13 protein-coding genes are annotated in these 14,064 nt (G+C 69.1%); 4 read left to right on the top strand and 9 right to left on the bottom strand.

What is annotated here, in order from left to right; genetic code table 11:
* The first annotated feature begins 273 nt into the window (after window positions 1-273).
* The 3 genes from BSZ40_RS01310 (at window position 274) to BSZ40_RS01300 (ending at window position 4,895) form a co-directional block, all read left to right on the top strand.
* Window positions 274-1,821 (top strand): Re/Si-specific NAD(P)(+) transhydrogenase subunit alpha, encoded by a 1,548-nt coding sequence (locus BSZ40_RS01310; protein WP_073822514.1) that lies wholly within the window; start codon window positions 274-276, stop codon window positions 1,819-1,821.
* A 7-nt stretch (window positions 1,822-1,828) separates the two neighbouring features.
* Complete coding sequence (locus BSZ40_RS01305) at window positions 1,829-3,313, top strand: NAD(P)(+) transhydrogenase (Re/Si-specific) subunit beta (protein WP_084542521.1); 1,485 nt, start codon at window positions 1,829-1,831, stop codon at window positions 3,311-3,313.
* Window positions 3,314-3,968: 655 nt separating this feature from the next.
* Entirely contained in the window at window positions 3,969-4,895 is a 927-nt protein-coding gene (locus BSZ40_RS01300; protein ID WP_073822513.1) for a MafI family immunity protein, read from the top strand.
* Window positions 4,896-5,012: 117 nt separating this feature from the next.
* Here the strand turns inward: BSZ40_RS01300 and BSZ40_RS01295 are convergent, their stop codons facing one another.
* The 3 genes from BSZ40_RS01295 to BSZ40_RS01285 are packed head-to-tail and all read right to left on the bottom strand — an operon-like array spanning window position 5,013 to window position 8,439.
* Window positions 5,013-5,762 (bottom strand): succinate dehydrogenase/fumarate reductase iron-sulfur subunit, encoded by a 750-nt coding sequence (locus BSZ40_RS01295; protein ID WP_073822511.1) that lies wholly within the window; start codon window positions 5,760-5,762, stop codon window positions 5,013-5,015.
* Window positions 5,759-7,717 carry a fumarate reductase/succinate dehydrogenase flavoprotein subunit gene (locus tag BSZ40_RS01290; protein WP_073822510.1) on the bottom strand — a complete coding sequence of 653 codons (1,959 nt, stop codon included), beginning with the start codon at window positions 7,715-7,717 and terminating at the stop codon, window positions 5,759-5,761. The genes BSZ40_RS01295 and BSZ40_RS01290 overlap by 4 nt, the downstream gene beginning before the upstream one ends.
* Window positions 7,718-7,725: 8 nt before the next feature.
* A complete protein-coding gene (locus BSZ40_RS01285; protein WP_073822508.1) occupies window positions 7,726-8,439 on the bottom strand; it encodes a succinate dehydrogenase cytochrome b subunit in 714 nt (237 codons plus the stop codon).
* Between the two features lie 216 nt (window positions 8,440-8,655).
* Between BSZ40_RS01285 and BSZ40_RS01280 the strand changes: the two genes are divergently transcribed.
* Window positions 8,656-9,219: a nitroreductase family protein gene (locus tag BSZ40_RS01280; RefSeq protein ID WP_073822506.1), complete on the top strand. Its 564-nt coding sequence runs from the start codon at window positions 8,656-8,658 to the stop codon at window positions 9,217-9,219.
* A gap of 33 nt (window positions 9,220-9,252) precedes the next feature.
* Here the strand turns inward: BSZ40_RS01280 and rimI are convergent, their stop codons facing one another.
* Genes rimI through BSZ40_RS01250 form a run of 6 tightly spaced genes read right to left on the bottom strand, consistent with a single transcriptional unit; the run spans window position 9,253 to window position 14,029 of the window.
* Window positions 9,253-9,741 carry a ribosomal protein S18-alanine N-acetyltransferase gene (rimI, locus tag BSZ40_RS01275; protein ID WP_073822504.1) on the bottom strand — a complete coding sequence of 163 codons (489 nt, stop codon included), beginning with the start codon at window positions 9,739-9,741 and terminating at the stop codon, window positions 9,253-9,255.
* Window positions 9,742-10,380, bottom strand: coding sequence for a tRNA (adenosine(37)-N6)-threonylcarbamoyltransferase complex dimerization subunit type 1 TsaB (gene tsaB, locus BSZ40_RS01270; RefSeq protein ID WP_073822502.1), 639 nt, complete (start codon window positions 10,378-10,380; stop codon window positions 9,742-9,744).
* On the bottom strand, window positions 10,377-10,868 hold the full coding sequence (gene tsaE / locus BSZ40_RS01265; RefSeq protein ID WP_073822500.1) for a tRNA (adenosine(37)-N6)-threonylcarbamoyltransferase complex ATPase subunit type 1 TsaE: 492 nt from the start codon (window positions 10,866-10,868) through the stop codon (window positions 10,377-10,379). Before tsaE ends, tsaB begins: the two co-directional genes overlap by 4 nt.
* Before the next feature lie 10 nt (window positions 10,869-10,878).
* Window positions 10,879-12,105 (bottom strand): alanine racemase, encoded by a 1,227-nt coding sequence (alr, locus tag BSZ40_RS01260; protein WP_073822498.1) that lies wholly within the window; start codon window positions 12,103-12,105, stop codon window positions 10,879-10,881.
* Window positions 12,102-13,682 (bottom strand): NAD(P)H-hydrate dehydratase, encoded by a 1,581-nt coding sequence (locus tag BSZ40_RS01255; protein ID WP_073822496.1) that lies wholly within the window; start codon window positions 13,680-13,682, stop codon window positions 12,102-12,104. The genes alr and BSZ40_RS01255 overlap by 4 nt, the downstream gene beginning before the upstream one ends.
* The gene (locus tag BSZ40_RS01250) at window positions 13,679-14,029 is read right to left on the bottom strand and encodes a holo-ACP synthase (protein ID WP_073822494.1); all 351 of its coding nucleotides are present in this window, start codon (window positions 14,027-14,029) and stop codon (window positions 13,679-13,681) included. Before BSZ40_RS01250 ends, BSZ40_RS01255 begins: the two co-directional genes overlap by 4 nt.
* Window positions 14,030-14,064 lie beyond the last annotated feature (35 nt).

The raw sequence follows: 14,064 nt of genomic DNA, 5'->3' as shown, positions 1-14,064 counted from the left end.
AGACATGATGGTGCACTAAGGACACCCACCGACCCCCCCCCACCAGCGTCACCACAAAGACATGATGGTGCACTAAGGACATGATGGTGCACTAAGGACATGGTGGTGCCACAAGGACACCCGCCCCCACTCGCCCTGTGCGACGCACCGCCCCTTTTCGTCTGTGACCCAGGCCATAGGCCCCTTCCCCTCGACCGCACCGCCTCCTAACGTGGGCTAAATCATGTTTTGGCCAGCTGCTCAGCCAGCAAGTCACGGCGCGAAGGAGGCCAGATGCGCATTGGAGTTCCGCGAGAACATCCCGACCAACCCCTGGTGGCTGCCACCCCCACATCGGTCAAGGCCCTGCGCCAGCTGGGCTACGAGGTCACCGTGGAGAGCGGAGCCGGGGAACGTGCCAGCTTTCCGGACGCGCACTACCAAGACGCCGGAGCGGAGCTGGGCGACGCCGCCACCGTGTGGTCTGCTGACATCGTCATCAGCCTGGACGCCCCCACCGCCGCCCAGCTGGCATCCATGCGAACCGGCGCGACGCTGCTGGCCCGTCTGGCACCCGCTCGCCACCCCGAGCTGGTAGCAGAGCTAAGTGCCGCCGAGCTCACGGCCTTGGCAGTGGACGCTGTACCGCGGATCTCCCGCGCCCAGTCAATGGACGTGCTCTCCTCGCAAGCCAACATTGTTGGCTACCGCGCGGTGATAGAGGCGGCTGCCCATTTCGGACGGGTGTTCACCGGCCAGATAACCGCCGCCGGCAAGCTACCGCCCGCCCGGGTGTATGTGATCGGTGCCGGGGTGGCGGGCCTGGCGGCCATCGGGACGGCCAGTTCTCTGGGGGCGGAGGTCTCCGCCAGCGACGTGCGCCCGGAGGTGGCCGAACAGGTCCAGTCCCTCGGCGCCAAGTTCGTGCCGTTGCCCACCGCCACGTCGCAATCCACCGACGGCTACGCCCGGGCGCTAGCGGACGAGCAAGCCGCCGCGGCGGCCGCCCTGTACGCCGCCCAGGCCGCCGCGCACGACATCGTCATCACCACCGCCAACATTCCCGGCCGCCGCGCCCCCGTCCTGTTGGACGAAGCCGCCGTGGCGGCCATGGCCCCCGGTTCCGTAATCGTCGACCTGGCGGCCGCCAACGGCGGAAACTGCACCCTGACCGTGCCCGACGAGGTGGTCACTACCCCCGGCGGAGTACAAATCGTCGGCTACCGCGATCTGGCGGCGCGCTTGCCAGCCCAAGCGTCCCACCTGTACGGCAGCAACCTAGTAAACCTGCTGCGCCTCCTCACCCCCGGGCGGGACGGCCAGCTGCAGCTGGATCTCACCGACGAGATCGTGCGTGGTATCACCGTCACCGATCGTGGCCAGGTGTTGTGGCCGCCGCCCCCAGTCACCGTCTCGGCCACCCCGGCGCCCGCGGGACCGCCCACCCCCACTGCTGCGACAGACAGCACTGCTCCGGACCGTGCCAGCCAGGCGCGGGCGCGCCGCGGCCGCCTGTGCGGACTGTTCGCAGCGGGACTGGCCCTGGCGGCGCTCATCTTCGTCTCCCCGGCCCAAGTGACCGGGCACTACGTGACGCTCCTGCTGAGCGTGACGCTCGGCTTCTACGTCATCTCCAACGTCACCCCAGCCCTGCACACCCCCTTGATGTCCGTTACCAACGCCATCTCCGGCATCGTGCTAGTGGGCGGCATCGCCCAAATTGGGCACCCGCATCCGGCGGTCGCGGCGCTCAGCTTTGCGGCGATCACGCTGGCCAGTGTCAACATTTTCGGCGGCTTCGCGGTCACGCACCGCATGCTGGCCATGTTCCGGAAGGACTAGGCGCACCATGACCGTAGCGTTTGCCGCACTTATCACCCCAAATGCCCTGGCCCGGCCGGGGGCTCTCACCCAGTTTGAGACACTGGCCTACCTCGCAGCCGCCGCATTGTTCATTTTGGCCTGCGCCGGACTGTCGAAGCACAGCACCGCCGTGGGCGGCAACATCGCGGGCGCCATCGGCATGACGGTGGCCGGCGGGGCGGCCACCGCCCTGACGTTGGCTTCTCGGCCCGCCCGGGGCCTCGTGGTCACCGGCCTGCTCATCTTCCTCGCCCTGTCGTTGGGGGCCGTGATCGGCACGGTGGCGGCCCGGCGCGTAGTGATGACCGGCATGCCCCAGCTCATCGCGGTACTCAACGGCCTAGTGGGACTGGCGGCCGTGCTGATTAGTTACAACTCCTTCGCGGCCCCCGACGCCGCCGCCCAGGCTCTGGGACGCTTCCACCTCGGGGAGGTGGCGCTGTCGACCTTCGTGGGGGCCGTGACCTTCACCGGCTCGGTGGTGGCAGGCCTCAAGCTCGCGGGCAAACTGCCGGGCCGCCCCGTACTGCTGCCGGGCCGCAACTGGCTGAACCTGGGGGCGCTCTTGGCGGCCCTCGGCCTCGCCGTCCTCTTCGCTCTCACCCCCGCAGGCTCACCAACTTCTTGGCTGTGCCTAGTGCTGCTGACCCTGCTGGCTTTGGCCTTCGGGGCACACCTCGTGCTGGCCATCGGCGGCGGTGACATGCCGGTGGTGGTCTCGATCATGAACTCCTACTCAGGGTGGGCCTCGGCCTTTACCGGCTTCCTGGTCGATTCGCAGGTGCTGATCATCACGGGAGCGCTGGTGGGGTCGTCGGGCACCTACCTGTCCTACCTAATGTGCCAGGCCATGAATCGCTCCTTCCGCAACGTGCTGCTCGGCGGCTTCGGGACCGATGATTCGACGGCGACCCGGGCGGCGGAGCCCACCGATGGCACCATCGCCGAGATCGACACCGGCGAGGTCGCCCAGCTGCTTACCGCTGCCCGCAAGGTGCTGATCGCCCCCGGGTACGGCATGGCCGTGGCGCAGGCCCAATACCCGGTGGCGGCTTTGGCTTCTCGCCTGCGCGCGAGCGGGGTGGAAGTGGTCTTCGGCATTCACCCGGTGGCTGGGCGGCTGCCCGGCCACATGAACGTGTTGCTGGCGGAGGCCAAGGTGCCGTACGACGTGGTGCTGGAGATGGACGAGGTCAACGACGATTTCGCCAGCGTGGACGTCGTGCTCGTCATCGGGGCCAACGACACCGTCAACCCCGCCGCCCAAGAACCGGGGTCTCCTATCTCCGGTATGCCGGTGCTGCAGGTGTGGCAGGCCCGCACGGTGGTGGTCTTCAAACGCTCGCTCGCCACCGGCTACGCCGGGGTGCACAATCCGTTGTTCTTCCAGCCCAACACTCGCATGCTGTTTGGGGACGCCCGACACACCGTGGAAGCCATCGTGGCGGGGCTCGCCGACGGCCGGGGCTGAACGCTGCCGACCGTCGGCGGCACCGCCCCCGCCCACCGGCGCGCCCGAGCAGCATGCCCCCGCCCCCTCCCGCGGGCCAACCAGACTCATACCCTGTTATTTGCCTGCGCAAGCATCCACTCGGAGATGTCCTTCTGCCCAATGATCTCCCCCTCACGAGCTCAATCATCGACTATCCCATCAGCGGAAAAGAAGTTAGGAAAACAGCGCGCCGGACATGGGTTGAAGCATCGACAAATCCTTTGAATGGACACCCCCACTCGCCCAAGCAGTCATCGGCTAGGCCGTGAAACAAACCAACAAACCCCCATTCCTTCGAGACACCGGACGTCGACTCGAACCGAACGGAAAAACACCCAGCCCTGGCGCAGCAGATTCGACATCGGTTCAACGCAGATCTCACCTACGCAACGAAGACCTAACCAGTGGCGGGCACCCCAGCACAGCTACCCCTCCAAGAAACTCGCAACGCCCCCCAAGAGGACTGCAATTGAAACAGTGGGCAGGGTACGATGGCCATCCACCCGACTAGGCCACCTGACCTCGAGCCCTCCGGGCCAGAGTTTGCGCCACGAAACTTACTGTCCTTGGGAATTTGAGCATGGACGACTACTTTGCCGACCTGCCACACGACAGCGAGGCATGACGAAACGTCATGGAGTTCAAGAAACACATTAAGGCCGCCGAGGCGATACTGGAATTAGCCATTCGAATGGAAACATTGCTACCTCCGAGGACAACTTCAGAGATCCTAGAGCTTCTCAAATATGGCGAGTGGGGATTAGCCTTGGAGCAGCTGCTTGGGGAGTTGTATGAGTACGAAGTCACCCCATCGCCGGAGGATAAGTTGAGGCTCATCCAACTGGGCCTCTTCTTCCAGATTCCTAAAGACCTGTTGTCGTTCTGGCCTGATCCCCCGCCCAACCGCGACGACCACGGCGGCAACGCGGATCCACCTCGGCTCCTCGGCGGCGAACTCGAGCCCCTCACCTACACCGTCGGGTTCCTGCACACGCCCCTCGAGCAGGTCCTCCATGCCCTCCCCCGCTACCGGCGGGGCTGGTTCAATCGACGGATCCACACCATCCCCACCGGCGATTTACGCGACATGCTCCTCACCTTGGAACAACCCAACTTCTCAGGCGAGCCCAGTCTTCTGGTCACCGCAACCGCCGCTCCAGGGTGGACGGCCCTGTTCGACAACACCGCCGCAGGAGTGGGAGTCGTTCCCGTCGCCGCAGATCTCGCCCGTCGTCTTCGAGTCCGTGGCTACGCGGTCAGATCCATCCCACCCTGGTCCTATCATCACAGGAAGCAGGGATCACGACACTTCTTCACTCTCGGCCCTGAGACGCCCAGCGGCATCATCCGACGGGTCGAAACAATCGAGTGCCCCGTCAGCTCCTGGACCTTCGATTACCACGGTGAGCCTCAACCATTTGAGGACACCAGTCGTTACGATCACCCCCATCAGGACGAGCGTTTCACCAACGATATGCTTCGCGCCTATGCGGAGGCGGTTGGGCTGGATCCCTGGCGAGAGGACTTCTACCATCCACCGGGCCACATCATCCCCTCCTAGGATCAGGATGTCTTCGTCACGAAGAGGTGATAACGACTCAATTCCGGCGCGCCCGCAAAAACCGGTGGGGGCGGGAGCCAAGCTCCCGCCCCCACCGGCGCGTCCGAGAAGTGCAGGCTAGACCTTCACCCCGGCCCAGCGGGCCCGGCCGAGTTCACGGTTGAGCGTCGAGATGGTGTCCAACGGCACCGACTTGGGGCACACGGCGGCGCATTCACCGATGTTGGTGCAGGCACCGAACCCTTCCTCGTCGTGCTGGTTGAGCATCGCCACCACGCGCCGGGTGCGTTCCGGCTTGCCCTGCGGCAGCAGCCCCAGGTGCGTGATCTTCGCGGCGGTGAACAGCATCGCCGAGGCGTTCGGGCAGGCCGCCACGCACGCCCCGCAGCCGATGCAGGCGGCCGCCTCAAACGAGCGGTCGGCGTCGGCCTTGGGCACCGGCATGGCGTGCGCGTCGGGGGCCGCCCCGGTGTTGACCGAGACGTAGCCGCCGGCCCGGATGATGCGGTCGAACGCGGTGCGGTCTACCACGAGGTCCTTGATGATCGGGAACCCGGTGGAGCGCCACGGCTCGATGGTGATGGTGTCGCCGTCCTTGAAGGACCGCATGTGCAGCTGGCAGGTGGTGGTGCGCAACGGACCGTGCGCCACACCGTCGATTACCACACCGCACTGGCCGCAGATACCTTCGCGGCAGTCGGAGTCGAAGGCGATCGGCTCCTCTCCCTTGGCGAAGAGTTCCTCGTTGAGCACATCGAGCATCTCCAAGAACGACATGTGGTCGCTGATGCCCTTGAGCTGGTATTCGTGGATCGCGCCCTTACCGGTCGGACCGTTCTGGCGCCAGATTCGAAGGTTAATGTTCACTTGTAGCTCCGCTGCTTCATCTCGACGTACTCGTACACGAGGTCTTCCTTGTGGAGGATCGGCGGCTGCCCGTCGCCCCCGAACTCCCAGGCCGCGACGTAGGCGAACTCGTCGTCGTGGCGCAGGGCCTCGCCTTCCTCGGTGCGCGACTCGGCCCTAAAGTGCCCGCCGCACGATTCGCGCCGGTGGAGGGCATCGATGCACATGAGTTCTCCGAGTTCGAGGAAGTCGGCCACGCGCCCGGCCTTCTCCAGGGACTGGTTCAGCTCGTTGCCCTTGCCCGGCACGCGCACGTCGCGCCAGAACTCGGCCCGCAGTTCCCGGATGAGCCCGATGGCCTTCTTCAGGCCTTCCTCGGTGCGTTCCATGCCGCAGTACTCCCACATGATGTGACCCAACTCTTTGTGGAAGGAGTCCACCGAGCGGGACCCGTTGATGGCCAGCAGCTTGTTGAAGCGGGCCTCGGCCTCGGCCCGGGCCGCCTCCACCTGCGGGTGGGAGGCGTCGAGCTTCTCGAACGGCCCATCCGCCAGGTAGTCGTTTATGGTGTTGGGCAGCACGAAGTAACCGTCGGCAAGTCCCTGCATGAGGGCCGAGGCTCCCAGCCGGTTAGCGCCGTGGTCGGAGAAGTTGGCTTCCCCGGTGACGTACAGGCCCGGGATGGTGGACTGCAGGTCGTAGTCCACCCACAAACCACCCATCGTGTAGTGCACGGCCGGGAAGATGCGCATCGGCACCTCGTAGGGGTTCTCGCCCGTGATCTGCTGGTACATGTCGAACAGGTTGCCGTAGCGGGCCGAGACGGCGTCCTTGCCCAGGCGCTCGATGGCATCGGCAAAGTCGAGGTAGACCCCCAAGCCCGACGGGCCGACACCGCGGCCTTCGTCGCACATGTTCTTGGCCTGCCGGGAGGCGATGTCACGCGGCACCAGGTTGCCAAATGCCGGGTAGATGCGCTCCAGGTAGTAGTCACGATCCGCTTCGGGGATGTCGCGAGGATCCTTCTTGGTGTCCTCGGCGCGCTTGGGCACCCAGATGCGCCCGTCGTTACGCAGCGACTCACTCATGAGGGTGAGCTTGGACTGGTAGTCACCAGACACGGGGATGCAGGTGGGGTGGATCTGGGTGAAGCACGGGTTGCCGAAGTAGGCGCCCTTGCGGTGCGCCCGCCAGATGGCGGTGCCGTTGCAGCCCATGGCGTTGGTCGACAGGAAGAAGACGTTGCCATACCCACCGGTGGCCAGGACGACGGCGTCGGCCAGGTGGGCCTCGACCTTGCCGGTGACCATGTCGCGGGCGACGATACCGCGCGCCTTGCCGTCGACGATGATGAGGTCGACCATTTCGTGGCGCTTGAACTCCTCCACCGTGCCTGCCTGCACCTGGCGTTCCAGGGCCTGGTAGGCACCGATCAGCAGCTGCTGCCCGGTCTGGCCGCGCGCGTAGAAGGTGCGGGCCACCTGCACGCCCCCGAAGGACCGGTTGTCGAGCAGACCGCCGTATTCGCGGGCGAAGGGCACGCCCTGGGCGACACACTGGTCGATGATGGCAGCGGAGACCTCGGCGAGCCGGTAGACGTTTGACTCGCGCGCGCGGAAGTCACCGCCCTTGACCGTGTCGTAGAACAACCGGTAGACCGAGTCGTTGTCGTTGCGGTAGTTCTTGGCGGCGTTGATGCCCCCCTGCGCGGCGATCGAGTGGGCGCGCCGGGCGGAGTCCTGATAGAAGAAGGCCTTGACGTTGTAGCCCATCTCGCCAAGGGAGGCGGCGGCCGCCCCACCGGCCAGCCCGGTGCCGACCATGATGACGGTCAGCTTGCGCCGGTTGGTGGGGTTGACCAGCCGGGCGCCAAATTTGCGCTTCTCCCACCGTTCGGCCAGCGGGCCCGTGGGGCACTTGGTGTCAGCGATCGGCTCACCCTCGCGGTAGACGCCGTCGATTAGTTTGTCGTTCACGTTGTCCCTCACTTAATGAAGCCCAGCAAGATGGCGGTTGGCGGGGCCATGAAGCCGATGAAAATGGCGGCGGCGGCCAGCGACGACACGAGGCGGGTGCCGACCAGGGTGGAAGCACGCACCCAGCCCATGGACTGCATGGCGCTCCACACGCCGTGCCACACGTGCAGGGTGACGGCAGCAATGGCGATCAGGTAGACCAGCCACACCCACCAGACGTTGAAGGCCAGCACCATGCGGTTGTAGGGCCCGACGCCTTCGGCCAGGTAGTCGCCTCCCCACTGCAGGTGCAGGGTGGTGAACTGCAGGATGTGGGCGATGAGGAACAGGAAGATGACGACCCCGCCCCACCGCATGGTCCAGTGGGCGTAGCGGGAGGCCGGGGAGGCCGCGATGGCCTTCTTCACGACGTACTTGTCACGCCCGCGCGCCTTCTTGTTCCAGGCCCACAGTTTCACGGCGGCGTAGACGTGGACGATGAGGGCCAGCAGCATCACGCCCCGGAAGGCGTTGAGGAACCACCCGGCGGGAATGAAGTGGGGTAGGGGGTCGCGCAACCAGTGGGCGTACCCGTCGAAGGCTTCCTCACCCAGGAACATTTTGATGTTCCCGTAGCAGTGGAAGACGAGGAAGAACAGGAACAGGAAGCCGGTAACGGCCATCGTGCGCTTCAGCGCGACGTTGGTCCGCCCGGCAGTGCGAACAATTGTTTTCTCGGACACGCTCCCACGCTACCGAGGCGCGGACCGTGTCATTTGGGACCTCTTGCCGGGACCAAGGTCCCGCGGCGTTTGCGGCGAGATTCCGCCGTTTTCCTGCGAGCCAGCTGAAAGCCCCCGCCCAGCTTTGCTGACGCGCAGTCAAGAAATACGACAAAGGGTCCGTCCGAAATAGTCCGCCGCCGGGAATAGTCCGCCCCAGACGACGTTACAGCGACCATGACTGAACAGACTCACTCTTTGCCCGACGTCTTCGTCAACGCCCACACTGCGCGCAGCTTCCCGCCCGGGGAGCTCGACACCAACCTGTTGGCGGAGGTGTGGGACGAGATCAAGTTCGGCCCGACCGCCTTCAACTCCACGCCCCTACGGCTCCTGGTGGTTTCCCCCGCGCAGCGCCAGCGCCTGGTGGAGCGGGTCATGGAGGGCAACCAGGACCGGGTGGCGGAGGCTCCCCTGAGCGTCGTGCTGGCCTACGACGCGGCCCTGGCCGACGAGATGGCTGAGCGCGGCCTCCGCGCGGCCGAGATGGTGCGGAGCAACGCCGAGAAGATCGCGCGGGAAAACGCCTGGCTGCAGTTCGGCTACCTGGTGGTGGCCCTGCGGGCGCGCGGCCTGGGCGTGGGCCCCATGACCGGCATCGACGCGGCGGGCATTAAGGAAGAGTTCCTCGCCGATTCCTCGTGGGTACCGTTTGCGGTGCTGAACATCGGCCTGCCGGACACCGCGGCTTCCCGACGCGCTCCCCGTCCGGAGGCCCGGACCGTGATCGCCGAGGTGTAGGCGCCCCCAAGCTAGATGGGCCGACCGCCGTCGCTAACCCCTGGCGGTCGGCCCATCGCCGTCTGTGCCGGGGGTGGACCGCCGAAGCACCAGGGCATCATCGGTGGGTCGCCGATAGTAGCGACGGCGGCGCGCGATCTGCGCGAAGCCGCGACTTTGATAGAGGGCGAGGGCGGGAGCGTTGGCCGCGCGCACTTCGAGAAAGGTCTCTGCGATGCCCGCGTTGGCCACCTCAGCCAGCAGGGTGTCGAGCAGGCGCGCCCCCCACCCGTGGCCGCGCCAGTCGGCGCGCAGGCCGATGGTCATCACCTCGGCGACGTCGCCGAGGCTGACCCCGGCAAAACCCCCGAGCTCGGCCCCGCCCGGTCCCGTCCGCTCCACCAGAAAGTAGCGCCGGGCGGGGTGGGACAGTTCGGCCGCGAGCGTGGCGGCGCTCCACTTGTCGGGCCCGAAGATCTCGGCGTCCAGCAGGGTGAGGGCTGGCGCATCGGCCACCTGCGCGGGCCGCAACCGCACCTCCATCTATTTACCGGGGTGAATGTCTGGGCGTCGCAGGTAGGCCGGGACTAGCTCGCCGCCGGTCCCCGCCGCCCACCGCTCCCGCGCCAGCCGCCCAAAGCAGGCCAGGTCGAGCTCGGACACCGACGGCCCGATATTGATCTCGTCCGTCGGCAGCAGCCCCACCGCGGGCCCGACCACGCTGCGTCCGGCCGTCGGCGCCGCAGCGGGAGCGCCCACCCCGAGCTCTTCCACCTGCGTCACTCCCGGGTCCGCTTGCGCGTAAGCCCCCCAATACACCTCGCGGCGGCGCGCATCCGTGACCACCAGCACCTGCCCGGTCGCCCCCGCCGCGAAGGCTTGGGCCGCTAAGGCGTCCAGCGGACTCATGCCCACCACCGGCAGGCCCGCGGCGAACGCCAGCAGCCGGGCGGTCACCAGCCCGGCCCGCAATCCGGTGTACGGGGCGGGCCCGGTGCCCACCGCCAACAAGTCGACCTCGGCTAGCCGGAGCCCGGCCGCCGCCAGCACCTGGTGGGTGAGCGGGCCCAGCTGCTCGGCGTGCTGGCGGGGCGAGGCGTGGCGTGCCTGACTGACCAGCTCGTCGTCGCGCACCAGGCCGACGGCCGCGCCCCCCGAGGTGTCGATTACCAGCACGTTCACTGCAGGTCCTCCTTCGCCAGGGACCGCCAACGCGGCCCCACGGCAGTAATGGTCACGGTGCGTGGCTCCGCCTCGGCGTCCGGGGCCGCGCCGGCCCCCCGGTCGAGACGAATCTCTAGCCGAGATTCCGCCAATGCCTCCACTTTGCCCTCTCCCCACTCCACGACGGTGACGGACTCGGGCAGGGAGGCCTCCAGGTCGAGGGTCTCCAGGTCGTCCAGCGAGGTGATGCGGTAGGCGTCCACGTGCACCAGCGCCGGGCCGTCGCCCGGGTGGGGATGCACGCGAGCGATGATGAAAGTCGGCGAGGCCACCCGCCCCCGGACCCCAAGCCCGGCCCCGAGCCCCTGCGTCAAAGTGGTCTTCCCCGCCCCGAGCGGCCCGGAGAGGATCACCAAATCCCCGGGGGCCACCAGGCGCGCCAGGCGCTCGCCGAGCGCGCGGGTTGCCTGCGCATCGGGCAGGAGCAATGGGCCGATCTGCTGCATAGCAACCTCCCTAACTGTGGGCCAGCCGCGGGCTGAGCCGGGTGACAATCTCGTAGCCGATGGTGCCGCAGGCCCGCGCCCAGTCGTCGGCGGTGGGCGCCGGGGCGGACCCGAACAGGACGACCTCTTCGCCTGCCGCCACCGGCGGCGTCGTCCCCTCCCGCGGACCCAAGTCAATGACGAATTGGTCCATGCACACCCGCCCCACGACGGGTCGCCGTTGCCCCCCAACCCACACCTCGGCGGCATTGGAGGCGTGACGGGGCACCCCGTCGGCGTAACCGACGGGCACTAGGCCGACCCACCGGGGCCCGGGCGCCTGCCAGGTGCCGCCGTAGGAGACGGCGTCGCCCGCTGCCAGGGCTTTGACCTCGACCAGCGGGGCGGTCAACTCCAGGGCCGGACGCAGGCGCGCCAGCTGCGCGGTGTGCGCGGCGATGCGCTCGGCGTCCACGCCTGCGGCCTGTGCCAGCTGCGGCCACGCCGGTTCGGGGTCCAGGCCGTACATGGCGATGCCGGGGCGCACCGCGTCGAAGCGGGCCTGCGGATAGTGCAGCAGCCCGGCGGAGGCCGCCAAGTGCCGCAGGGCGTGCGGGAAGTTCGCCCGCACCAGCGCCGCCAGCTCCGTGAAGGCCGCGATCTGGGCCTGCGTGGCGGCCACGGCGGGCGGGCGTGGATCGTCGGCCTGCCCCAGGTGAGACCACACGCCCGTGACCTCCGCCAGCCCGGCCGCGGCGGCCTGGCGCAGCTCGGCCAGGGCGGCGGGCAGGGCGGCGGGAGCGAAACCGGAGCGGTGCAGCCCGGTCTCGATCTGCAGCTGGACGCGGGCGCGCCAGCCAGTCGCGTGGGCCGCCGCCAGCACCGCCTGTAGGTCCGCCGGGGTCGAGACGGACACGTCCAGGCCCGCCTGCACGGCCGGGAAGTAGAGGTCGGGCTCGCTGGCCAACCACGTCAAAATGCGGAGACCGGACGGGGTGGGCTCCGCCGGGGCAGCGTGAGGCTGCGGGGAGATCGGCGGCAGCCGCTTGGCCAACGTCAAGGCCTCGGAGAACTGGGCGATACCGAGCCAATTGACGGCGGCCGCCAGCGCGGCGTGTGCCGCCACCAGCAGGCCGTGGCCGTAGCCGTTGGCTTTGACGATGGCGATCTGCGGGACGGCGGCAATTTTCCCGAGCACACGCAGGTTGGCGGTGATCGCGGCGGGATGCACGACGATGCGGGGACCGACAGTTGTCATTGGCCCATTGTCCCATCTTCGCGCGCCAGGAGCGCCGCGAGCGCCGCGGGCACGGCGGCGGCCAGGGCGCTGGCGCTCAAGGGTCCGCCGCAGCGGCGGGCAGCGGCGGTGTGTAGGACGACGCCGAGACTGGCCCACCGCGCCACCTCGCCGCTGGCGAGCGGGCCAGGCAGGGCGGCAACTTCGTCCCCAACAGCGGCCAAGGCGGCGCCGAGGATTCCGGCCAGCACGTCGCCGGTGCCCGCGGTGGCCAGCCAGGCGGGGGCCCCGGAGTGCACGTAGAGCGGGTCGGTGGGGGCGGCGATGACGGTGGTGTGCCCCTTCAGCAGGACGACGCAGCCCGCCCGCTGGGCGGCGGCGCGGGCGGCGGCCACGGGAGCGGCCTCAACCTCAGCGCGACTGCGCGGCTGTCCCCAGGCGGTCAACAAGGCCGCTAGTTCGCCGGCGTGCGGGGTCAGGAGGGCGGCGGGCGGCAGCGGAGGCACCAAGCCGTCCAGAGCCGCGGCATCCAGCACGAGGGGCAGGCCGTCGGCCCGGGCGGCGGCCAGGGCGGCGGCGTAGGCGGGGGCCTGGTCTGCGTCGCCGCCGGGACCGAGCACGCGGGCCTGCACTCGGCCGGGCGCGGCGACCAGGGCGGGGTGGGCGGCCAGCTGGGCGGCGACGTGGGCCGGGCGGGGGCCCGGGCCGTCGGCAGCCAGCAGCCGCACCATGCCGGGGGCGGCCCCGAGGGCCCCGGCGGCGGCCAGGATGCCCGCCCCGGGGTAGGTGGCGGAGCCGGCCAGCAGGCCGACGACACCGCGCGTGTACTTGTGGTCGGTGGGGCGCGGGCGGCGCCACAGGGCCGCCAGCTCGGTCGCGTCCTGGGTGACGACCGCGGGGGCGGGCCCGGTCGGCTCTACCCCCAGTTCGGGCAGCGCCAGCTCCACTTGTCCGGCCAGGTAGCAGCCGGGCGGCAGCAAGAGGCAGGGTTTCTCGTCGCCGAAGGTGACGGTGACGTCGGCGCGCAGCACCACCCCTTTCACCGCCCCGGTGTCCACGTCCACGCCGGAGGGCACGTCGACGGCCACCACGCGCGGCTGGGTGTCGGCCCGTACCGGCAGCAATTCGTGGACGAGCGCGGCGGCCGGGCCGCGCAGGGGGCCGCGCGCGCCGGTGCCAGTCAGGGCGTCGAGCCAAATGGGGCTGGCGGCCGCTACTGCCCGCAGGCGGGCCGGCCCCAGCGGCCTCAGGCCCGCTGTGGCGGGCAGCGACGGGGCCAACGCCACCTGTACCCCGGCGGTGCGGGCGGCCGCCAGGGCGGGGGCGTGGGGGTGGGCGGTGGCCAGCACGGCGGTGACGGGCCAGCCGCTGCGGGCCATCAGGGCGGCGGCGTACAGCCCGTCCCCGCCGTTGGCGCCCCCGCCGACGAGCACCAGGGCCCGGTGGCCGGCGGCCCGGCCGGTGCGGGAGCGGGCCTGGGCCTTGGCGGCGCGGGCGACGGCCCACGCGGCCGCACGCATCCAGTGGTCGGGGGGCGCACTGGCCACCAGGGGGGCTTCGGCGGCGCGCACAGCGGCGGCCCGCCAGGCGGCCCTCATGCTTCCACCACCACCAGGGCGACGGCGTGGTCGCCGTCGTGCGACAACGTCAGGTGGATGTGGCGCCCACCGCGGGCGGCCAGCGCGGCGGCCACGGTACCGCTCACCGCGAAACGGGGCGGCTGCTGCCCCCCACCCCGCACCTCGCAGTCGTGCCACCGCAGGTTGCCCGGGGATCCTAGGGCCTTGGCTAGTGCCTCCTTGGCGGCAAAGCGGGCCGCCTGGGAGCGGGCAGGCCGGGCCAACTCCGCGGCGGTCAAGAGGCGCGGCCCCAGGCGCGCGCTGCGCGCCAGCGCCGCCGCGAAGCGAGGCACGTTGACGATGTCTACCCCTATCCCAACGATCATGTGGGCAGCGTACCGGCCCACCGTGGACAATAGAG

The organism is Buchananella hordeovulneris, from assembly GCF_001907235.1.
Classification (GTDB): domain Bacteria; phylum Actinomycetota; class Actinomycetes; order Actinomycetales; family Actinomycetaceae; genus Buchananella; species Buchananella hordeovulneris.
This window is presented reverse-complemented; position numbering and strand designations above follow the sequence as displayed.